General features: G+C 75.5%; 15 protein-coding genes. 9 read left to right on the top strand and 6 right to left on the bottom strand.

Annotated features, from left to right (window positions below):
* The first annotated feature begins 34 nt into the window (after positions 1 to 34).
* Positions 35 to 2,845 (top strand): glycoside hydrolase family 3 C-terminal domain-containing protein, encoded by a 2,811-nt coding sequence (locus tag V2S66_RS10805; protein WP_330794379.1) that lies wholly within the window; start codon positions 35 to 37, stop codon positions 2,843 to 2,845.
* 130 nt (positions 2,846 to 2,975) lie between these two features.
* Here V2S66_RS10805 and V2S66_RS10800 read toward each other — a convergent pair whose 3' ends face one another.
* Positions 2,976 to 3,407: a hypothetical protein gene (locus V2S66_RS10800; protein WP_330794378.1), complete on the bottom strand. Its 432-nt coding sequence runs from the start codon at positions 3,405 to 3,407 to the stop codon at positions 2,976 to 2,978.
* Positions 3,408 to 3,815: 408 nt separating this feature from the next.
* On the opposite strand from V2S66_RS10800, the gene V2S66_RS10795 reads away from it, so the two are divergent.
* The 5 genes from V2S66_RS10795 to V2S66_RS10775 all read left to right on the top strand — a co-directional run bounded on the left by V2S66_RS10795 (position 3,816) and on the right by V2S66_RS10775 (position 11,504).
* Positions 3,816 to 4,646: a helix-turn-helix domain-containing protein gene (locus V2S66_RS10795; RefSeq protein WP_330794377.1), complete on the top strand. Its 831-nt coding sequence runs from the start codon at positions 3,816 to 3,818 to the stop codon at positions 4,644 to 4,646.
* Positions 4,647 to 4,706: 60 nt separating this feature from the next.
* Positions 4,707 to 5,522 carry an SAM-dependent methyltransferase gene (locus V2S66_RS10790; protein WP_330794376.1) on the top strand — a complete coding sequence of 272 codons (816 nt, stop codon included), beginning with the start codon at positions 4,707 to 4,709 and terminating at the stop codon, positions 5,520 to 5,522.
* Between the two features lie 169 nt (positions 5,523 to 5,691).
* Positions 5,692 to 8,991, top strand: a complete 3,300-nt coding sequence (locus tag V2S66_RS10785; protein ID WP_330794375.1) for a helix-turn-helix transcriptional regulator — start codon at positions 5,692 to 5,694, stop codon at positions 8,989 to 8,991.
* 100 nt (positions 8,992 to 9,091) lie between these two features.
* A complete protein-coding gene (locus V2S66_RS10780) occupies positions 9,092 to 10,717 on the top strand; it encodes a S53 family peptidase (protein WP_330794374.1) in 1,626 nt (541 codons plus the stop codon).
* 190 nt (positions 10,718 to 10,907) lie between these two features.
* Positions 10,908 to 11,504, top strand: a complete 597-nt coding sequence (locus V2S66_RS10775; RefSeq protein ID WP_330794373.1) for a GNAT family N-acetyltransferase — start codon at positions 10,908 to 10,910, stop codon at positions 11,502 to 11,504.
* A gap of 53 nt (positions 11,505 to 11,557) precedes the next feature.
* Here the strand turns inward: V2S66_RS10775 and V2S66_RS10770 are convergent, their stop codons facing one another.
* The gene (locus V2S66_RS10770; RefSeq protein WP_330794372.1) at positions 11,558 to 11,980 is read right to left on the bottom strand and encodes a TIGR03668 family PPOX class F420-dependent oxidoreductase; all 423 of its coding nucleotides are present in this window, start codon (positions 11,978 to 11,980) and stop codon (positions 11,558 to 11,560) included.
* Positions 11,977 to 12,330, bottom strand: a complete 354-nt coding sequence (locus tag V2S66_RS10765) for a hypothetical protein (RefSeq protein ID WP_330794371.1) — start codon at positions 12,328 to 12,330, stop codon at positions 11,977 to 11,979. Before V2S66_RS10765 ends, V2S66_RS10770 begins: the two co-directional genes overlap by 4 nt.
* A 443-nt stretch (positions 12,331 to 12,773) precedes the next feature.
* Here V2S66_RS10765 and V2S66_RS10760 point away from each other — a divergent pair, with 443 nt between their 5' ends.
* On the top strand, positions 12,774 to 17,087 hold the full coding sequence (locus tag V2S66_RS10760; RefSeq protein ID WP_330794370.1) for a carboxypeptidase regulatory-like domain-containing protein: 4,314 nt from the start codon (positions 12,774 to 12,776) through the stop codon (positions 17,085 to 17,087).
* Between the two features lie 114 nt (positions 17,088 to 17,201).
* Here V2S66_RS10760 and V2S66_RS10755 read toward each other — a convergent pair whose 3' ends face one another.
* Positions 17,202 to 18,218: a helix-turn-helix transcriptional regulator gene (locus tag V2S66_RS10755; protein WP_330794369.1), complete on the bottom strand. Its 1,017-nt coding sequence runs from the start codon at positions 18,216 to 18,218 to the stop codon at positions 17,202 to 17,204.
* A gap of 157 nt (positions 18,219 to 18,375) precedes the next feature.
* Positions 18,376 to 19,116, bottom strand: a complete 741-nt coding sequence (locus V2S66_RS10750; RefSeq protein ID WP_330794368.1) for a TetR/AcrR family transcriptional regulator — start codon at positions 19,114 to 19,116, stop codon at positions 18,376 to 18,378.
* Between the two features lie 232 nt (positions 19,117 to 19,348).
* Here V2S66_RS10750 and V2S66_RS10745 point away from each other — a divergent pair, with 232 nt between their 5' ends.
* Positions 19,349 to 20,200, top strand: a complete 852-nt coding sequence (locus tag V2S66_RS10745) for an alpha/beta fold hydrolase (protein WP_330794367.1) — start codon at positions 19,349 to 19,351, stop codon at positions 20,198 to 20,200.
* A 107-nt stretch (positions 20,201 to 20,307) separates the two neighbouring features.
* On the opposite strand, the gene V2S66_RS10740 is transcribed toward V2S66_RS10745, so the two are convergent.
* On the bottom strand, positions 20,308 to 20,961 hold the full coding sequence (locus tag V2S66_RS10740) for a GNAT family N-acetyltransferase (RefSeq protein WP_330794366.1): 654 nt from the start codon (positions 20,959 to 20,961) through the stop codon (positions 20,308 to 20,310).
* 193 nt (positions 20,962 to 21,154) lie between these two features.
* Between V2S66_RS10740 and V2S66_RS10735 the strand changes: the two genes are divergently transcribed.
* Entirely contained in the window at positions 21,155 to 21,463 is a 309-nt protein-coding gene (locus V2S66_RS10735; RefSeq protein WP_330794365.1) for a hypothetical protein, read from the top strand.
* The last annotated feature ends 2 nt before the right edge of the window (positions 21,464 to 21,465 follow it).

Genomic DNA, 21,465 nt, shown 5'->3' with positions numbered 1-21,465 from the left:
GGAACACCCCCCTCTGCAGGTGCTTGGAGGCATCGTGCAAACGTTCCGTACCAGCGGGAGGCGGCGTACGCCGTATCTCGCCGCACTCGCCCTGATCGCCGGCGGCACCGGTCTGCTGGGCGCCGTCGCGGCGCCGGGCGCCGATGCCCAGCCGCGGCCGGCCGCCGCCGCGGCCGCCTGCCCCTGGGTGCACTCCACCGCACCGATCCCGCAGCGCGTCTCCCAGGTGATCGCGCAGCTGACCACCGCGCAGAAGGTGTCGCTCGCCACCGGCTCCGGCGGGTCGGGCTACGTCGGGTTCACCCCGGCGATCCCCGCGCTGTGCATCCCGGCGATGAACCTGGAGGACGGCCCGGCCGGCGTCGCCGACGGCATGACCAACGTCACCCAGCTCCCCGCGCCGGTCAGCCTCGCGGCCACCTGGGACACCGCCGCGGAGCAGTCCTACGGCAGGGTGATCGGCGGCGAGGAGGCCGCCAAGGGCAGCACCGTCGACCTCGGCCCGACCATCAACATCGACCGCGACCCGCGCTGGGGCCGGGCGTTCGAGTCGGTGGGCGAGGACCCGTACCTCAACGGGCAGCTCGGCGCCGCGAACATCCGCGGGGTGCAGTCCACCGGAGTGATGGCCCAGGTCAAGCACCTCGCGGTGTACAACCAGGAGACCAACCGCAACACCCCCTCGGACAACGCCGTGGTCAGCACCAAGGCGCTGCAGGAGATCTACCTGCCCGCCTTCCGCGCCTCGGTGCAGCAGGGCGCGGCGTCCTCGGTGATGTGCTCCTACAGCACCGTCAACGGCACCTACGCCTGCCAGAACCCGTACCTGATGAACACCGCGCTGCGCCAGCAGTTCGGCTTCCAGGGGTTCGTCACCTCCGACTGGGGAGCCACCCACGCCACCGCCGCGTCCGCCAACTCCGGCCTGGACCAGGACATGCCGGGCAACGACGGCTTCTACGGCACCGCGCTGACCAACGCGGTCAACTCCGGCTCGGTCAGCCAGGCCACGCTCAACACGATGACCGGCCGCATCCTCACCCAGATGTTCGCCTTCGGGCTCTTCGACCGGGCGCCCAGCGGCTCGCCCGGCCAGACCGCCACCAGCACCGCGAACAGGAACACCGCCACCCAGCTGTCCGCCGAGGGCACCGTGCTGCTGAAGAACAGCGGCGGCGTGCTGCCGTTCGGCACCGGCACCCAGTCCATCGCGGTGATCGGCGCGGACGCCTCCACCAGCCCGCAGACCGCCGGCGGCGGCAGCGCCGCGGTCAACTCCAGCGGCACCGTGACCCCGTTGCAGGGCATCACCTCGCGCGCCGGCAGCGGCGTCAGCGTCCGCTACGACAGCGGCTCCAGCACCTCCTCGGCCGCCTCGCTCGCCGCCTCGTCCAGTGTCGCGGTGGTCTTCGTCAGCGACTTCGAGTCCGAGGGCGGCGACCTCGGCGGCATCGACCTGTCGAGTGCGTCGAACAACCTGATCTCCGCCGTCGCCGCGGCCAACCCCAACACCGTCGTGGTGCTCAACACCGGCTCCGCGGTGACCATGCCGTGGCTCGGCTCGGTCAAGGGCGTACTGGAGGCCTGGTACCCGGGTCAGGGCGACGGCACCGCCATCGCCTCGCTGCTGTTCGGCGACACCAACCCCTCGGGCCACCTGCCGGTGACCTTCCCGGCCTCCCTCTCGCAGGTCCCCGCGCACACCGCCCAGCAGTGGCCGGGCAGCGGCGGGACCGTGCAGTACTCCGAGGGCGTCGACGTCGGCTACCGCTACTACGACGCCAACCACCTCACCCCGCTCTTCCCGTTCGGCTTCGGCCTGTCCTACACCAGCTTCGCCTTCAGCGACCTGCACGTCGGGACGCTGTCCGCGGGCGGCGCGGCCACCGTCACCGCCACGGTCACCAACACCGGGTCGCGGGCCGGCGCCGACATCGCCCAGCTCTACGTCACCCAGCCCGCCGCCTCCGGCGAACCGCCCCGCCAGCTGGAGGGCTTCGCCCGGGTCGACCTCCAGCCCGGGGCCGCCAAGACGGTGTCCTTCCCGCTGACCCAGACCGAGTTGCAGTTCTGGAACGCCACCACGAACGCGTGGGCCACCAGCACCGGCGCGTACGGCGTCTCCGTCGGCGACTCCGACGGAAACCTGCCGCTGACCGGCACGCTGAACGTCACCTCGGCGCAGCTCGGCGCGCCGCTGAAGGTCACCAACCCCGGCGCCCAGGAGGGTCTGACGGGTTCTGCCGTCTCGGTGCAGGTGGCGGCGGCCGACACCACCGCGGGCCAGACGCCCACCTTCACCGCGACCGGCCTGCCGGCCGGCCTGTCCCTCTCGTCCTCCGGCACGATCACCGGCACCCCGACGCAGGCGGGCACCACCACCGTGGACGTCACCGCCCGCGACGCGGCGGGCGCCCAGTCCGGCGTCTCCTTCGTGTGGACGGTGGTGCCCGCGAACTCGGTCCTGTCCGGGCAACTGGTCGGCTACCAGGGGCTGTGCCTCGACGTGGCCGGCGCCAACAGCGCCGACAAGACCAAGGTCGACGTCTACACCTGCAACGGAACCGGCGCCCAGCAGTGGACGCTCGGCGCCGACCAGACCGTCCGTGCGCTCGGCAAGTGCCTCGACGCCACCGCCGCGGGCACCGCGAACGGCACCCTGGTCGACCTCTACACCTGCAACGGGACCGTCGCACAGGTCTGGCAGCACCAGGCCGACGGCTCGCTGCGCAACCCCAACTCCGGCCGGTGCCTGGACGACACCGGCTGGTCCACCACCCCCGGCACGCAGGTCCAGCTCTGGGACTGCACCGGAGGCGCCAACCAGTCGTGGACCGCCTCCTGACCCGCTGCTGAACCCCGCTCCCTCCGGCCTCCGCCGGAAGTCCGTCCGACCCCCATGCGGGAAGGCCCGGCGCACCCGTGCGCCGGGCCTTCCCGTCTGCGGCGCCCAACGCCCCGCGCGCCGCCCGCGGTCAGGACACCGTCAGCGCGGGCCGCACGCCGGCCACGCAGCACACCGCGAAGTAGAGCAGGATCGGGTGGGTGTACGGCGCCCGGTGGCCGGAGGGGTGGACCACCTCCCGGTCGCCCGGCTCACCGCAACCGAGGTCGCGGGAGGGCACGAGGAGGGCGGCGTCCACCAGGTAGCGGGCCGGCTGCGGCCACGCCACGTCGACGTCGGAGCCGGTGGGCACGGCCCAGTACCAGCGGTCGCCGTCGGCCAGCACGCAGCCGGCGCCCGGCAGCCGGCCGAGGACCCGCAGCCCGTGCCGCGCGGAGGTCTCGACGACGTCGCAGCGGGCGCCGGACGGGAAGCCGGGCGGCACCGGGACGCGCAGCCGGCGGCGCACGGCGCCGCCCTCCGCACCGGGTCCACCGGGGAGTTCGGGGGGTTCGGCAGGCAACGCCCGTCCTGTCCGCGGCAACGCAGTCATGGTCGTCGCCTCTCGTCGTGGCCGGGTGCGGGGTCGCGACCGGGCGTGGTGCGCCTCGGCGACGGGCCCTGCGACGGGGCCGGTGTGCATAGGGGGATGGGGTGCCGCCGCGGCCCGTGCCGCACGGGCGCGCGGAGAGGGGATGACCGTCGTCATGACAACGTCGTCATCATCCCGGACCAGCCGGGCCACCGCCCCAACTATCGTGCTGTGTCACTCAACTCGCAAGCTGTAAAGTGCAATTCGCAGTTTGAAAGACAAAGAGACCCGGGGCGCGGCAACGTGGCACACTGCGGCAGCAGGGCATGCACCCGCGGGAGGTGACTTGTGGCGGGCATCGGCAAGGGGTGGGACGGAACCCCTCCGACGGTGCTGCGGATGATCCTCGGCCGCCAGCTGGAAGAACGCAGGACGCGGGCCGGAGTGACCTTCGAGCAGGCCGGCGACGCGATCGGCATGAGCCACTCGACCATCCGCAGGATGGAACAGGCCAAGGTGGCCAGGCTGCGGCTGTCCGACGTCGAGCGGCTGCTGCGCACCTACGGCGTGGACGACCCCTCGGAGATCGAGACCTTCCTCGCGCTGACCCGCGAGGCCAACAAGCACGGCTGGTGGCACACCTACCGGGACGTGATGCCCGACTGGTTCGGCGCCTACCTCAGCCTGGAGCAGGCGGCCCTGCACATCCGCACCTACGAGGCGCAGTTCGTGCCGGGCCTGCTGCAGACCGAGGAGTACGCGCACGCGCTGCTGAGCGCCGGCCACCCGCAGGCCGCGCCCGAGGAGATCGACCGCCGGGTCGCCCTGCGGCTGGCCCGCCAGCGCATCCTGACCCGGCCGCGGCCGCCGCTGCTGTGGACGGTGATGGACGAGACGGTGCTGCGCCGGCCGGTCGGCGGGCCGGACGTGATGCGCGCCCAGATCGACCACCTGCTGGAGATGGGCACGCTGCCCGGCGTCCGGCTGCAGTTCATGCCCTTCGCCCGAGGGCCGCACCCGGCCACCCGGGCGGGCTCCTTCCAGCTCTTCCGGTTCGAGGCGGCGGAACTGCCGGACGTCGTCTACATAGGCGGTCTGGTCGACTCGTCCTACCTCGACAAGCCGGAGGAGGTGTCCGCCTACCGCGAGGCCATGGACCGGCTCGCGGCGCAGGCGGCGCCCGACAAGCAGACCAGGACCCTGCTGCGCGCCCTGCGCGAGGAGATCTGAGCACGGCACGGCAGGCGGCGGCCGCGCGAGCGGCGCCCACCACGAGACCAGGAGGACCGCGTGTCAGAGAACGGCTGGACCGCCGACCGCATCGACACCAGGAACCCGCACCCGGCGCGGGTGTACGACTGCATCCTGGGCGGCAAGGACTACTACCCGCCCGACAAGGAGGCGGCGGACGCCATGGTCGACGTGTGGCCGGCGATCGTGCCGCACATGCGGGAGAACCGGAAGTTCATGCACCGCGTGACCCGCTTCCTCGCGCAGGAGGCGGGCATCCGGCAGTTCCTGGACATCGGCACCGGCATCCCCACCCGCCCCAACGTCCACGAGGTCGCCCAGTCCATCACCCCGCGGTCCCGGGTGGTCTACGTGGACAACGACCCGATCGTCCTCACCCTGTCCGAGGGGCTGTCCTCCAGCACGCCGGAGGGCCGCACCGAGTACATCGAGGCGGACATGCGGGACCCGGCCGCGATCCTGGCGTCCGCGCAGTTCGCCGAGACCATCGACCTGTCGCAGCCGGTCGGCCTGACCATCATCGCGATGGTGCACCTGGTCATGGACGACGCCGACCCGGTGGGCATCGTCCGCCGCCTGCTGGACCCGCTGCCGTCCGGGAGCTACCTGGCGATGTCCATCGGGACGGCCGACTTCGCGCCGGAGGAGGTCGGCCGGGTGGGCCGCGAGTACGCGGCGCGCGGCATGCCGATGCGGCTGCGCACGCTGGCCGAGGCCCGGCCGTACTTCGAGGGCGTGGAACTGGTCGACCCCGGGATCGTCCAGGTGCACCGGTGGCGTCCGGACGGCGACGTCGACCCGGCCGTGACGGACGATCAGATCGCGATGTACGGGGCCGTCGCGCGCAAGCCCTGAACCGGCCCGGGGCCGGGCGGCAGGGGTGTCCTGAACCGGCCGCTCGGCGGGCCACCCCCTGGATGTGCTTGCTCACTCTTGGTTGTCATGACCACGAACGTCGCTCATGATCAAGGAGGTTGCCCGGTCCCGAGGAGCGAGCCGGTCCCGAGGAGAGAGGGGACGCACCGTGCCCGACGGAATCGTGCCTGCGGCCGCGCCGTCCCACCCGGACACCCGGCCGGACGCCCGCGCGGCGGGCCACCGCCGCCGGACGCCCCCCGCGCTGACCGGCCGCGCCGAGCTGCTGGCGGCCGCCCGCGACCGGCTGCGCGAACGCCACGGCCTGCTGCTGCGCGGCCCCGCCGGCATCGGCAAGTCGACACTGCTGGCCGCCGTCGCCGCCGAGGACGTCGCCGCGGGAGCGACCGTGCTGCGCTGCACGCCCGCCCCCGAGGACGCCGCGCTGCCCTACCTCGGCCTGATCGACCTCTTCGCCAGGGTGCCGCACGCGGTGATCGACGCGCTGCCGCCCGCGCCGCGCGCCGCCCTGCGCGGCGCGCTCCTGCACGGGGCCGCGCACGAACCGCGGGAGCGCGGCGCCGATGGCCTGGAGCACCCGGAGGACCCGCACCCGTGGGAGCGGGCGCCGGCGCCGCCAACGGTCCGGGAGTCCGGCGGCGCCCTCGCGGTGCGCGTGGCGGTACTGGAGGCGCTGCGGCCGCTCGCCGCGCGCGGACCGGTGGTGCTCGTGGTGGACGGCCTGCAGTGGCTGGACCGGCCGACCGCGGACGTCCTGGCGTTCGTGGCCCGGCGCATCGACGACGAGGACATCCGGATCGTCGCCGCCGAGCGGCCGCCGGGACCTCCGGCGGCCGCCCGCCCGCTCCCCTCCGAGGCAGCCGGCCCCGGCCCGCGCGCCGAGGGCGTGCGCTGCCTCCCGCCGGACACCGCGGTCCTCGACGTGCCGCCGCTGGCCGACGACGACGTGGCGCTGCTGCTGCTGTCCACCGGCGTCGCACCGCCGCCGCCGGTGCTGCGGGCGGTGCTGCGCACCGCGGCGGGAAACCCGTACTACGCGCTGGAGCTGGCCCGCGGCGCGCCGGCCGGTGAGCTGTCCGCCGACCACGGCGGTCTCCTCCCGGTGCCCGGCGCGCTCCGCGACCGGCTGCTGGCCGGGGTGCGGGCCCTGCCCTACGCCACCCGGCACGCCCTGCTCGTCGCGAGCGTCGCCGCCGCCCCCACCACCGCGCTGCTGCGGGCCGCGGGAGCGACCGGCGCGGGCGCCGCGGCCGCGGCGGGGGAGGGGCTCGGCGTGCTCACCGTCGAGCCGTCGCAGGCCCTGCGCTTCACCCATCCGGTGCTGCGCGCCGCGGTGCACGCCGACGCCTCCCCGGCCGAACGCCGCCTCGCCCACGCCCGGTTGGCCGCCGCCGTCGCCGATCCCGCCGGGCGCGCGCGGCACGCGGCGCTCGCCAGGCCCGAGGCCGACGAGGCCACCGCCGCCGACCTGACCACCGCGGCGCACGCCGCCCGCGGCCGCGGCGCACCCGACGCCGCCGCGGAACTCGCCCTGCTCGCCGCGCGCAGGACACCCCGCGAGAGTCCGGCGGACCGCGACCGGCGGCTGCTGGCCGCCGCCGGCTTCGCCTGCGACGCCGGGCACCGCGAGGAGTCCGAGCAGGCCGCCCGCGAGGTGCTCGCCGGCTCCGCGTCGGCACGCCTGCGCGTCCAGGCCCGCCTGGTGCTGCTGCGCAACGCGGGGCAGGCGCTCCAGGACGCGGCCGGGCTGATCGAGGACGGCCTGCGGGACGCGGCGGGTGCGCCCGACCTGGAGGCCGCCCTCTACCACTGGGCGGCGCTGCGCGGTCTGCTCGGCGGCGCGCTGGAGGAGGCCGCCGAGCACGCGCGGCGCTCCGATCGGTGCGCGGCCGCCGCGGGCGACGCGGACACCCGGATCGCCGCGCTGTCCACACTCGCCCGGGTGCGGTCGCTGGCCGGCGAGCCGGGGGACGCCGAGGAGGCGTTGTCCGCGGCCCTGGCGCTGGTGCTGTGGCCGGAGCGGTTCACCGGCGCGCGGCGCGAGGCGTCGCACCTCGCCCCGAGGGCGGAACCGGGGCCCGAGCCCGAGCCGGATGCCGATGCCGATGCGGAGCCCTCCGAGGGCGCCCGGACGCCGCCGGCCGGGCCGGCCTTTCCGGCCGCGGCGCTGGCCGGCAGCGGCCCGCAGGGCTGGGGCCTGGTCAGGCTGCGGGCGGTGCTCGCGCTGGACGCCGACCGGGTCGGCCAGGCCGCCGGGCAGCTGACCGGCCTGCTCGCCGCCACCGGCGGGGTGGCGGGGGTGGAGCCGACCGTCGCCGCGCTCGTGGCGCTCACCCGGGTGCAGGTGAAGGCGGGGGAGTGCCGGGAGGCCCTGCGCACCGCGGCCCGCTGCACCGCGGTCGTCGCCGACGCGGGCGCGATGTCGGCCCCCGCGCTGTACGCGGCCGCGCTCGCCGAGACCTTCGGCGGCGACGCCGAGCGCGCGCTGCGGCTGGCCGCCCGCGCCGTGCGGGCGTCGGAGGCCGACGGCGACCGGCTGTTCCTGCTGCGCGCCCTGGCGGTGCACGGCCAGGCGGCACTGTTCGCCGGCGACCGGCCGCGGGCCGCCGGGGCGGTGGAGTCACTGCGCCGGGTCGCCGAGATCGGCGCGTCGATGGGCGCGGCCGACCCACCGCTGCTCGGCTGGCACGCCGACCTCGCCGAGGCGCTCGCCATGCTCGGCGAGCACGACGCGGCCGGCGCGGTGCTCCGCGAGGCGCGCCGCAAGGTCACCGGTCGGACCCCGGGCAGCACGCTCGCCGCGCTGGACCGCGCCGCCGGCCTGCGCGCCGCGGCGGCTGGCCGCAGCAAGGACGGCGTCGCGCTGCTGACGGCGGCGGTGGACCGGCTGCGCCCCTCGGCGCTCCCGGTCGACCTGGTCCGCGCGCTGACCGCGCTCGGCACGGTGGAGCGCAGGGCCCGGCACCGCACCGCGGCCAGGGCGGCGCTGACCGAGGCGGCCGCGCTCGCCGGGCACCTCGGCGCGGCGCCGCTCGCCCTGCGTGCCGCGGACGAACTCGCCCGTGTGGACGGCGCGGTGGCCGCGGCCGGTTCCGGCGCCACCCGGCTGACGCCGGCCGAGGCGCGCGTGGCCCGGCTGGTGTCCGGCGGCGCGACGAACCGCGAGGTCGCGGCCGAACTGTTCATCAGCGTCAAGACGGTCGAGGGCACGCTGTCGCGGCTCTACCGCCGGTTCGGCGTGCGCTCGCGGACCGCGCTGGCCCACATGCTGGCCACCGCGCCGCTGTCGCCGCCGCAGTCCGACCCGGCCGCGGCCGCGGACCCGAGCGCCGACGCCGACCGGAGCACGGCCGCCGACCGGAGTACGGACAGGGCGCCGAGCGCCGAAGCCGACGTGGCGCCCGCAAGACCCCTGGAAACACTTTCTTCACAGGAAACGCATTGTTAACAACCGATGCAAGGGTTCCCACGCTTACGTCCCGTCACATCCGTCCCTAGCGTGGAGAGCGGTCCCGTCCCGGGCACCACACCCCACCTGGAGGAGCCTCGTGACACTCCGTAGGAAACTGCTGGCGGCCACCGCGGCCCCGGCCCTGCTGGTCGCGGTCGTCCCCGCCGCCTACGCCGCCACCGCGCACCCGCAGGCCGCCCGCACCGCCCTGGCCGGGAACGTCGTGTCCGGTCTCGGCTCGCAGGCGGTGCGCACCGGCGCCGTCGCCGCGGGCGACCGCATATCCGTGGCGCTCAGCCTGCGGCCGCGCGACGCCGCGGGCCTCGACGCCTTCGTCGGGCAGGTCAGCGACCCGCACTCGGCGAGCTACGGCCACTACCTGACGAAGGCCCAGTTCGCCGCGCGCTACGGGCGCAGCGAGGCCGACGTGCGGAAGGTCACCGACTTCCTGCGCGCGCAGGGCCTCACCGTCGGCGCGGTCCACTCCGGCAACCTGCTGGTCGACGCGAGCGGCACCGCGGCGCAGCTGCAGAAGGCGTTCGGCACCCGCCTGTCCACCTGGAAGGAGGGCGCGACCGGCCGCACCTTCTACGCCAACGACGCCGCGCCCACCGTGCCCGCCGCGGTCGCCTCCCTGGTCAGCGGCGTGTCCGGGCTGAACAACCACGCCAAGCTGCACCACCAGGCGCCGGCCGCCGTCACCCCGCACAACGGTCCGGGCGGCGGCTACACCCCCGCGCAGATCAAGGGCGGCTACAACGTCACCGGCGGCACCGGCAGCGGCCAGCAGGTCGCCCTGCTGGAGTTCGACGGCTTCCAGCAGTCCAACATCACCGCCTACGACAGCCACTACTCCCTCGGCTCCGCCGCCCCCGCGGTGCACAAGGTCGACGGCGGTTCCGGCGCGCTCGGCGGCGGCCAGGTCGAGGTGGAGCTGGACATCGAGGTGCTCAACGCGGTCGCCCCGGCCGCCGCGATCACCGTCTTCGAGGGGCCGAACTCCGACGCGGGCGAGGTCGACACCTACCAGGCGATCGTGGACAGCGGCATCCCGGTGACGTCCATCAGCTGGGGCGCCGCCGAGACGCAGCGCACCTCCGCCAACATCAGCGCGGTCGACGCGGTCTTCCAGCAGGGCGCCGCCGAGGGCCTGAGCTTCTTCGCCGCGTCCGGCGACTCCGGCTCGGACGACGCGGGCACCGGCGGCACCTCCGTCGACTACCCGGCCAGCGACCCGTACGTGACCGGCGTCGGCGGCACCACGCTGACCGTCACCTCGTCCAACGCCTGGAGCCGGGAGACCGCCTGGTCCGGTGGCGGCGGCGGCAAGTCCGGCGTCTTCTCGATCCCCAGCTGGCAGACGCCGGTGCAGAAGTCGCAGGGCGGCGGCAAGCGGCAGGTGCCGGACGTCTCGGCGCTCGCCAACCCCTCGCCCGGCGTGTCGATCTACTCGCAGGGCCGCTGGGGCCAGGTGGGCGGCACCAGCGCGGCCGCCCCGGAGTGGGCCGCGTTCGCCGCGGTCTACAACCAGAAGGCCGCCGCGGCCGGGCACGCCCGTCTCGGCTTCGCCAACCCCTCGCTGTACGCGGCGAAGGGCACCGGCTTCCACGACATCACCAGCGGCAGCAACGGCGCCTACTCCGCCGGGACCGGCTGGGACTTCACCACCGGCTGGGGCTCGTACAACGCGGCGACGCTGACGACGAAGCTGCTCAGCCAGTGAACCCCGGGTGAGCCGTCCGGCGCGCTGACCGCACGCCTCCCGCTCACCCCCGCGGCCCGGCCGGATGCACCCTCCGGCCGGGCCGCGTCGCGTGCCGCAGGCCGTGGCGCCGCTCTTTGCGTACGGTCATGTCATACGATCCGGGCAGGAGCGGTCCCGACAGCGCACGTGCGGAACAGGCGGTGACATCGTGCCCGACAACCAGCAGCCGGTCTCGTTCCAGGGCTCGCGGATCGAGACAGCGCGGCTGACGCTGCGCCCGTGGGAGCCGACCGACACCGACGCCGCGCACGTGATCTACGGCGCCGACGAGGTCACGCACTGGCTGGCGCCCGCCATGCGGCGGCCCGAGGACCTGACGGCCATGCGCGAGCTGATCGACTGCTGGCAGGCGAACGGCGCGGAGCTGGAGCAGCCGGCCGGCCGCTGGGCGCTGGAGCTGCGCGAGAGCGGCGAGCTGGTCGGTGGGGTGGCGCTGCTGCCGCTGCCGCCGTACGGGGTCGACCTGGAGATCGGCTGGCAGCTCGCGCCGTCGGTGTGGGGCCGCGGGCTGGCCGCCGAGGCCGGGAACGCGGTGGCCCACTACGCCTTCGAGCACGGCGTCGACGAACTGTTCGCCGTGGTGCGGCCGCGCAACGAACGCGGAGCAGCGACCGCCCGCCGGATCGGCATGGAGTGGGTCGGCGAGACGGAGAAGTACTACGACCTGCGCCTCCAGGTCTACCGGCTGCGCAGGAGCGACCACGGCGCCGTCGACCCGTTGCAGGCCGCCCGCGACCGCGCCTGACCGCGCGGGCACGGTTCGGTACGTGACATGACGTGACGTGATATGACGCGGCGTCAGTTCGCGTACGCCCAGCCGCTCCAGCGGTGCACGTCGACGGCCACCACCGGGCCCTCCGGCGGCCGCCGCGCGTACTGCGGGTACTTCCCGCTCAGCGACGCGAGCGCGTCCTCCCGCTCTCCGCCGTCCGCGAGCACCCGGGCCAGACCGTCGCCGCGCGACCACCACAGAGCCGACCAGTCGTCGGCGTAGTGGTCGGCGACCAGCGAGACCCGCGGGTTGGCCGCGATGTTCCGCAGCCGCCGCAGGTCGGTGGAGCGCTTGGGCTTGTGGTCGACCGCGAAGTAGAGGGTGTCGGCCGCGCCGACCGCGAAGGTCACCGGCACGACGTGCGGCACGCCCGCGGCGTCCGCGGTGGCCAGCCGCGCCACCCGGGAGGCGGCGAAGCGCTCGCGGGCGACGGCCGCGGTGAGGTTCACCCCCACGACGATAGCCGCCCGCACGCTCCCGTGCCCCTGCGCCGGCCCGTGGCGGCTGCCGCTATGCCCCAGCCGGTCGGCGAGACCGCGGCGGGGGTGACGCCCCTGACCGGCTTGAGGTCGGTGCGGCGCAGGGCGTAGCAGGTGAACTCGCCCTTGCCGGGGGTGGCGCAGGAGGGCTCGAAGAGCTGGTGCCCGCTGGTGGCGGCGGCCGGCGCGGCAGCCACCGGGGTCGTGGCGCCGGCCGGGGCCGGTATGCCCAGCAGGCTCAGCGCGGTGACGCCGAGCACGGCCAGGCCGGCGAGGACGGTTCGCCGGAAGGGTGGTCCGGTTCTCGTGGAAGTGCGCAACGTGTGACTCCATGCGTTCTTGCGGGGGTCGACCCGTACACGGCTCAGGGTGCGACGGCGGTTGCACGTGCAACCACCGCGGCCCATTGGCGAGGCGGGTTCTGCGGCTGTCAACGCACACGCAGCGCGACCGGTGGTGACCGAGCGTCAGTTCCGTCGTCGGATGTCGCGCCTCCGAGCGCGACGCGAGGGGGGTTTTCCGCCCGATTGTGATGTGAACTCCCGGCGGAGAGCCAGCGGTTGACGCTTCAATCGCCGTTCAGGTGCGCGATCGGGCCCATCTGGGCGTGAACACGACACGGCGCCAAACCGCCAGGGGCCCGCATTGACCCGCGGATCGCCCCGGCTGGACCTTTGTGCTGGTCACTCCGCTGGTCACTCCCCCCACACCGCCCCCTGCGACAACGACGCCGCTCCCCTCCGCCCGTCCCCCGGGAGTCCCCATGCACGTCCCACGAACAGCCGACCGAACACCCGCTGGCCGGCCCCGCCCGCGGCCGGCCGCGACGCGGCGGATACCCGCCGCCGCGACCGCCGCGGTCCTCGCCGTCCTCGCTGCCCTCGCGGTGCTGCTCCCGCAGCAGGCCACCGCCGCCCCGACGGGCTCCGGCGGCGCCCCGGTGAGCGTCGAGCCGGCCTGCGGCACGCCCAAGCCCGGCCACTTCAGCTGCTTCGCGCTGCGCCGCACCGACCACACCGCCTCGCTCGGCGTGCAGCGGGGCGCCCCGGCGGGCGACACCTCGGGGGATGCCTCCGGCGCCGCCGCGGCCCCCGACGGCTACGCCCCCGCCGACCTGCGGTCCGCCTACGCGCTGCCCGCCGACGGCGGCGCGGGCACCACCATCGCCGTCGTCGACGCCTACGACGACCCGAACGCCGAGGCCGACCTGGCGGTCTACCGCCAGCAGTACGGGCTCCCCGCCTGCACCGCCGACAGCGGCTGCTTCCGCAAGGCGGACGAGCACGGCGGCGCCGCCTACCCCGCCTCCGACGAGGGCTGGGCCGGCGAGATCTCCCTCGACCTCGACATGGTCTCCGCGGTCGCGCCGCAGGCCCACATCCTGCTCGTCGAGGCGGACTCCTCCCTCTCCGACGACCTGGGCACCGCGGTCGACACCGCGGTCTCGCTCGGCGCGAAGTACGTCTCCAACTCCTGGGGCGGCTACGGCGACAGCACCGACGACCTCGCCTACGACGAGGCGTACTTCAACCACCCCGGCGTCGCCGTGGTGTTCAGCTCCGGCGACGACGGCTACGGCGTCAGCTACCCGGCGTCCTCCCCGTACGTGACCTCCGTCGGCGGCACCTCCCTGGTCCGCGACGGCAGCGCCCGCGGCTGGGACGAGTCGGTCTGGAACGGCGTCACCGAGCACGCCGACGGACCGCACTGGGGCGCCACCGGCTCCGGCTGCTCCGCCGTCGAGCCCAAGCCGGCGTTCCAGTCCGCGGTCGACTGCGCCGGCCGCTCGGTCGCCGACGTCAGCGCCGTGGCCGACCCGGCCACCGGGGTGGCGGTCTACAACTCCTTCTCCGACGCCGGCTGGAACGTCTACGGCGGCACCAGCGCCGCCGCGCCGATCATCGCCGGCGTCTACGCGCTGGCCGGAGACCCGGTGGCGGGCACCTACCCCGCCGCCTACCCGTACCAGCGCTCCGGCGCGCTCAACGACGTGACCCGCGGCGACGACGCCAGCTGCCCCGACAGCTCGCTCTGCGGCTACGGCACGACGCCGGACTGCACGCCCGCCTACACCTGCCAGGCGCAGCCCGGCTACGACGGCCCGACCGGACTCGGCACACCGCAGGGCGTCACCGCCTTCCGGCCCGGCCCGCACGGCACCGTCTCCGGCACGGTCACCGACGCCGCCACCGGGGCTCCGCTGGCCGGAGCCACCGTGGCACTCGGCGCCGACCGCGCCACCACCGACGCCCAGGGCCGCTACCGGCTCGACGTGCCGGCCGGCGGCTACCCCCTCACCGTCAGCGCCTTCGGCTACCAGGACGACGACGCCGGGACCGTCCAGGTCGACGACGGCGCCGCGCTCACCGAGGACGCCGCGCTGACCGCGGTGCCCTCACAGGTCCTGTCCGGCACCGTCAAGGACGGCGGCGGGCACGGCTGGGGGCTCTACGCGAAGATCACCCTCGACGGCGTCCCCGGCGCGGTCTTCACCGACCCCGCCACCGGGCGCTACACCGTGAAGGTCCCGATGAACCGGACCTACACCGTGCACGCCACCGCCCTGTCCGCCGGCTACCGGCCGGCCGAGACCACCGCCGCGGTCGGCTCCGGCCCGCGCACCGCCGACCTGTCCCTGCCGCTGAACACCACGGGAGCGCTCCCGCCCGGCTACGCCATGACCTACCACGGCGGCGAGTCGCAGTCCTTCGCCACCGCCGCCGCCCCCGGCGGCTGGACGGTGCGGAACCACACCCCGGCCGGCGGCTGGCAGTTCGACGACCCGCTCAACCGCGGCAACCAGACAGGCGGCGCCGGGCGGTTCGCCGAGGTCGACGACTACGCCCTCGGCTGGGCCCCGGCCGACACCGAACTGCTCAGCCCCGGCTACGACTTCAGCGCCGAGACCAAGCCGGAGCTGCAGTTCGACACCGCCCTGCCCTCGCTCTACCGGCTCGGCGACCTCACCGCGTCGGTCGACGCCAGCACCGACGGCGGCTCGACCTGGACCACGCTGTGGCAGCACACCGACGTCCTCGGCGGCCCGGCGCACGAGACCGTGCCGCTCGCGGACTACGCCGGCAAGCCGTCGGTGCGGCTGCGCTTCCACTTCACCGGCTCGCTGACCGGCATCTGGCAGATCGACGACGTGGCCGTCGGCACCCCCACCCTGGTCACCCGGCCGGGCGGCCTGCTCGTCGGCCGGGTCGGCGACGCCAACACCGGCGCGGGCGTGCTCGGCGCCACCGTCGGTGAGCCCGCCGCGCCCGCCGACGCCGCACGCACCGTCGCCTCACCCGGCGACCCGGCCGTCGGCGACGGCTGGTACCGGATGTTCTCCGCCGGCACCGGCAGGCAGCAGGTCACCGCGGGACTGCCGGACTTCGGCTATCCGCAGATCACCTCGAAGGTCACCGTCGCCCAGAACGCCGTCACCCGCGCCGACTTCGCGCTGCACCCGGCCCAACTGCGCTACAGCGTCTCCTCGGTCGCGGCGAGCGTGCCGTGGGGCGACAGCAGGACCGTCCAGGTCACGGTGCGGAACACCGGCGGCTCGCCGGCCACCTTCTCGCTCGGCGAGCAGCGCCTCGGCGCCGCCGCCGCACCCGCGGCCGGACCCGCCGTCGACCGCGTGCCGTCGGCGATCACCCCCACCACCCTGGCGGCCGCCGGGGCACGCCGGGCCGCGACCGCAGGGGCCGCGCCGACGACCGCGCCGCCCACCGACCAGGCGTGGCAGCCGCTGGCCGACCTGCCGACCGCGGCCTTCGGCGGCGTGGCCGCCGTCGACCACGGGGTGCTGTACGCCGGACTCGGCGAAGCGCCCGGCGGGCAGTGGAGCCGCGGCTTCGCGGCGTACGACCCGGCCGCCGGCGGCTGGCACGCGCTGACCGCGCCCACCACCGCGCGCTTCAGCCCCGCCTACGGCTTCGTCCGCGACAAGCTGTACGTCACAGGCGGCCGCGACGCCGCGGGCAATCCCGTCTCCGGCGGCGAGGTCTACGACCCGGCCTCCGACACCTGGTCGCAGACCGCCGACGAGCCGCACCCGTACGGCGGTTCCGGCTCGGTGGTCGTGGGCGACAGGCTGTACGTCGTCGGCGGCTGCGACTGGCTCGGCTGCGGCACCAACGACGTGCAGGTCTACGACCCGGCCACCGACACCTGGTCGGCCGGCCCCTCCTACCCCGAGCCCATCTCGTACCCGGTCTGCGGCGCCACCGACGGCGTCGTGTACTGCGCGGGCGGCGCGTACGAGCCCGCGACGGGCTCGCCGACCGACACCGCCCACACCTACGCCCTCGACCCGCGCTCCGGCTCCTGGCGCCGGGTCCACGACGCGCCCTCCGACGTGTGGGGCGCCACCGGCACCACCGCCGGCGGCGACCTGCTGGTCGCGGGCGGCAGCCAGATCAGCGCGGACGCCGTCACCAACCAGGCCGAGCGCTACGATCCGGCCGACGACAGCTGGTCCGCGCTGCCCAGCCTGCCGCAGCCGGTGCTCGAAGCCCAGTCCGCCCCCGGCTGGTACGCCGTCGGCGGGAGCGACGCGTACGGCGTACCGCGGGCCACCGTGCAGCAGTTGGCCGGCTACGACCAGGCGCACGGCGACGTGCCCTGGCTGGCCGAGTCGGCCGCGAAGCTCACGGTCAAGGCGGGCGGCTCCGTCACCGTCGAACTCACCCTGGACGCGAGCGCGATGACCTCGGCGGACGCCGGAAGCCACCGGGCGGCGCTGCTCGTCGACAGCGACACCCCGTACGGCTCACCGGCGCTGCCGGTCACCATGACGGTGGCGCCGCCGTCCGGATGGGGGCTGCTGACCGGCACCGTCACCGGACGTGCGGCCGACGGCACGACCACCCCGCTGGCCGGGGCGGTCGTCGAAGTCGACAGCAGGAACGGCGACTTCACGCTCGCCACCGGCACCGACGGCTCGTACGCGCTGTGGCTGCCCGCCAAGGACAACCCGCTGACGGTCGTCGTCGCCGCCACCGGCTACCGGCCGGCCACTGGCACCGTCCGGATCGTCAAGGAGGGGGCGGTCACCGCGGACTTCGCCCTGCGGGAGCTGTGACACCCGCCTGAGGTCGGGCGGTTCACCGGGCCCGGCGGCGAACAGGCCGCCGGGCCCGGTGCGTTCCCGGGCGCGGGCACGGGCGGGCCAGGGCAGGGGGCCGGACCGGCGGGTTCAGCCGAGGGGGGTGCGCTCGCCGTCGGCGCCCGGGTCGGGCCGCCACCAGCCGCGGGTCGCGGCCAGCACCCCGGCCTGGAAGCGGCTGGCGGCGCCGAGCCGGGTGAGCAGCGCCTGCACCCGCCGCTGCACCGTGCGGTGCCCGATGCCCAGTTGCCTGGCGATCGTCTCGTCCGGCATGCCCATCGCCAGCATCGAGATGATCCGCCGCTCCTCCTCGCTCACGAACTCGTTCCCGCCGGCCGCCCCCGACTGCCCCGGCATGTACGGCTGCGCCTGCGCCCACAGCGACTCGAAGAGCGCGGACAGCGCGTCGAGCAGCGCCGAGGGATGCACCAGGATGCACGAGTCCAGCACCTGGGGGGTGGCCAGCAGGGGGATCAGCGCGGCCTGGTCGTCGGCGATGATCAGCTTCATCGGGGCCTCGGGCAGGAACCGCACCTCCTCGCCGGCCGTGATGTCCAGCTCCACCCGTTCCATCGTGCCGGGCAGGTCCAGGCTGTCGCGCGCGTGGATGAAGCGGCTGCGCACGTTGCGGCCGTCCACCACCGTCGAGGAGTTGACCCGCTCGCCGTCGCTCGCCTCGGCGTAGGGCGGCGCGTCGATGCCGCGGATCTCCTTCTCCGCGCGGTTGAACAGCTGCTGCCCGCAGCGGGCCACGCCGTCCCGGCCGGTGATCACCTGGATCAGCGAGGCCGAGCCGCGGTCGCGCCGCGCGTCGCTGTGGCGCTCCGCGAGCCGCTCGGTCAGCGCCCGCACCCGGTGGATGTCCCGCTCCCTGGCCAGCAGCAGCACTTCGAGCGCGTGCTCGGGCGGCAGCGCGGTGTAGCGGACCGGGCTGCCGGGCAGCCGCGAGATCAGCCCGCCGTCCTCCAGCAGGACCAGCGCGTTCGCCGCCACGTCCGGCTCGATCCCGGTTCTGCGGGCCAACTCCCCGATCGGCAGCGGCAGGTTGTCCACGAGGGCGAAATACAGCGCCTCGGCCGGCTGATCGAGCCCGAGAACCTCCAGCATGGCCACCTCCGATCCGGCCCAGCGGCAGTGCCCGCAAGGTATCTGGTTGAACACGCTACCTTCAGGACCTGCACGTGATCACCGCGCGGGCGGCAGCAGGCGCCGTTCCGGCGGCCGCGCGGCCCGCGTGAGGTGGTCCAGGACGGGCCCGCGGGGGTCACCCGGCGGCCGCCTCCTCCCGTTCCAGCGCGCGGGCCAGAGCCTCCAGCCCTGCGTCGACCCCCGTGGTGTCGCCGCTGGTGAGCCAGTGCACGAGGAAGCCGCGCAGCACCGCGAGGATCATCTCGGCGACCTCCTTCCTGCGCTGCTCCGCCCACTGCGCGGGGCACAGCGACAGCAGCGAGGGCAGGTACTGCTGCGAGGCGTCCCGCACCAGCTCGCCGTAGCGCTCCGGGTCGTACAGCGCCAGGCCGATGGCCTGGTCGAGCACCCGCAGCCCGGACTCCGCGCCCATGAGCACCGGCCAGATCGCCCGCACCCGGTCCGCGAGCGACCGCGCACCGGGTCCGCCGGTCGCCGCCGCCAGCGCGTTGTCGATCCGTCGCGCGCGCAGCCGCAGCGTCGCCTGCCGGAGCAGGTCGTCCGACCCGTCGAAGTGGTAGAGCAGCACCTTGTGCGTGGTGCCCGCGGCTCGCGCGGCGCGGCGCAGCGAGAAGCCGACGAGACCGTGCACGGCGAGGTCCTCGGTGACCCGCTCCAGCAGCTCCCGGCGCCGCGCCTCGCCGCGCCGCGAACCCGTGGAGCGCCGGTAGCCCGCGGGCCGCCGGGCCCCGGGAAGGTCCTCGGGGGCGCCGCGGCCGGCGCCGTCCTCACCGCTCACGCCGTCCGCACCGCTCACGTCGCCCTCAGCACCCACGTCGTCCGTGGCATCCGCGCCGCCCGCCTGGTCCGCGCCCATCGCTCCCGGTCCTCACCGCAGTCGCCGCACCCGTCGTGCCCGCCGGGGCAGATGATGCCAGCTCCGGGCCGCCCCGCGGCCGGCCGCCGCGGCGTGAACACGCCGGGCCGGGGGATTCCCCGCCGGCCGAGTGAGCCACGTGGTTCACTTCTTTCGTGGACGACCTGGGCCCGCGGAGAGGTCGACCCTTTGACGACGCGCGAGCCGCGCGCCGTACCGAGGAGGGCGTTGCATGAACCGGATCGAGCTGTCCGCCGGACCGATCCACTACGAGGACACCGGCGGCGACGGCCCGGCGGTGGTGGCGCTGCACGGGCTGATGATGGACGGCTCGCTGTGGGACGCGCCGGTCGCCGCACTGTCCGGCCGCCACCGCTGCATCGCGCCGACGCTGCCGCTCGGCGCGCACCGGGAGGCGATGCGCCCCGGCGCCGACCTCTCGCTGCCCGGCGTCGCCCGGCTCGTCGCCGAACTCCTCGACCGCCTCGACCTGCACGACGTCACCCTTGTCGGCAACGACACCGGCGGCGCGGTTGTCCAACTGCTGCTCGCCCAGGGCGGCACCGCGCGCGTCGGCCGTGTCGTGCTGGCCTCGTGCGAGGCGTTCGACAACCTCCCGCCGGGACTCACCGGCCGTACCCTCGCCCTCGCCGGCGCGCTGCCGCCCGGCCTGTTCGGGCTGTTCATGCAGCAGATGCGGCTGCGGGCGGTCCGCCGGCTGCCGATCGCCTTCGGCCGGCTGACCCTGCGCGGCGACGCGGCGACGGCCCGGTGGATGCGCCCGGTCCTGGAGCAGCCCGAGATCCGCCGCGACACCGTCCGCATGCTGCGCGCCGCGCTCGGCGACCGGCAGGTGCTGCTGCGCGCGGCCGAGGCGCTGCCCGCCTTCGACCGCCCCGCCCTGGTGGTCTGGGCCTCCGGCGACCGGGTGATGCCGCCCGACCACGGCCGCCGCCTCGCCGAACTCCTGCCGCAGGGACACCTGGTCGAGGTGGCCGACAGCTACACCCTGCTGCCGCTCGACCAGCCCGCCCGACTGGCCGACGCCATCGGGGAGTTCGTGGCACGGACTGTGAAGGCGTAGGGCCCCGGGCGCGGTTCGGTCGCGGGTCGCGGTCGCCGGGCGGGGGCACGCCCGCCCGGCACGCCGTCAGGACGGCGCTCGCGCCGGCTCCCGCTCCTGCCGCGGTGCTACGCGGACGACTCCGCGGTCCGCGCCCCACGCTCCAGGGCGCGGGCCAGGCGCTGTTCGAGGTGGGAGCGGCAGTCCGGCCACTCCTGCGCGACCACGGAGAAGATCGCCGAGTCCCGCAGCCTGCCGTCCTCACCGGGCACCCAGGAGCGCGACCAGTTGCGCAGCACGCCTTCGAAGCGGGCACCGACGGCCTCGATCGCCGCCCGGGAACGGGCGTTGCGGGCGTCGGTCTTCAGATCGACTCTGGCCACCGCCCAGTTCTCGAAGGCGTTGCGGAACAGCAGCAGCTTCGCGTCGGTGTTCAGGCCGGTGCCCTGCGCGGACGGCGCGAGCCAGGTGAAGCCGACCTCGACCGCGCACAGGCCCTCGCCGTCCGGCCAGGGCCGCGGGTCCCAGTACGAGGTGACGCCCACCGCGCGCCCCGTCGCCCGCTCCACCTGCGCGTACGGCGCCAGCCGGCCGGTCGCCGCGCGCCCCCGCTGGGTGTCGACGTAGCCGGCCACCTCGTCGGCGGTGGGCACCCAGGTGAACCCGTACGAACCGCGGTCCTGCGCCACCGCCGCCGCCAGGTCCGGGACATGGCGGCGGTCCAGCGGCTCCAGCCGCACCAGGGTGCCGTCGAGCACCGGGGCCTCCAGCGTGAAACTCATCGATCCCCGTCCCGGGTCGTCGGTGTCTGCGTCGGTGTCCGCCGGGGCGAGATCCTCGCAGACAGGGCCCGCCGTGTCGTGCGGATTACCGGCCGCCGCGGCCCGGCCGCCCCCGGTCGCGCGGCCCCGCCGGGCCGGTCACGGTGTCGCCCCATGACATGGCGATCATGGCGTGGCGGGAGGCGGACGGCCGGTGGCGGGGGCCTGCGTCGCCGGTTTCGGCGGCACGCCGCGCGCGAGCGTGCAATGGGCGGTGGAGATCTGGGCCACCACCTCCGGCGCCGCCGTGCGCGAACTCCTCGACCCAGGCGGCCGGTTCGCCACCCCACTTCGGCCCCGGCGAGGACGGCGGCTTCCCCGGCCGGCACGCCGTCCAGGGCGGCATCACCGGCTGGGGAGGGTCCCCGACCACGACGCCGTCCACCAGTGGACCGCCGACCACGGCGTCCTGCCGGTCATCGCGCCCGCGCTCGCCGGGCGGGCCTCGCGCGGGACCGGCTGATC

Source organism: Actinacidiphila polyblastidii (genome assembly GCF_036353415.1).
In the GTDB taxonomy this organism is placed as follows: domain Bacteria; phylum Actinomycetota; class Actinomycetes; order Streptomycetales; family Streptomycetaceae; genus Actinacidiphila; species Actinacidiphila polyblastidii.
The sequence above is the reverse complement of the archived record's forward strand: the minus strand, read 5'-3'. Positions and strand labels throughout refer to the sequence as shown.

Coding starts and splice junctions, on each gene's coding strand:
- V2S66_RS10795 (WP_330794377.1), top strand. CDS start 3,816: ATGATCCTCGGCCGCCAGCTGGAAGAACGCAGGACGCGGGCCGGAGTG.
- V2S66_RS10760 (WP_330794370.1), top strand. CDS start 12,774: ATGCACGTCCCACGAACAGCCGACCGAACACCCGCTGGCCGGCCCCGC.
- V2S66_RS10755 (WP_330794369.1), bottom strand. CDS start 18,218: ATGCTGGAGGTTCTCGGGCTCGATCAGCCGGCCGAGGCGCTGTATTTC.
- V2S66_RS10750 (WP_330794368.1), bottom strand. CDS start 19,116: ATGGGCGCGGACCAGGCGGGCGGCGCGGATGCCACGGACGACGTGGGT.
- V2S66_RS10745 (WP_330794367.1), top strand. CDS start 19,349: ATGAACCGGATCGAGCTGTCCGCCGGACCGATCCACTACGAGGACACC.
- V2S66_RS10740 (WP_330794366.1), bottom strand. CDS start 20,961: ATGAGTTTCACGCTGGAGGCCCCGGTGCTCGACGGCACCCTGGTGCGG.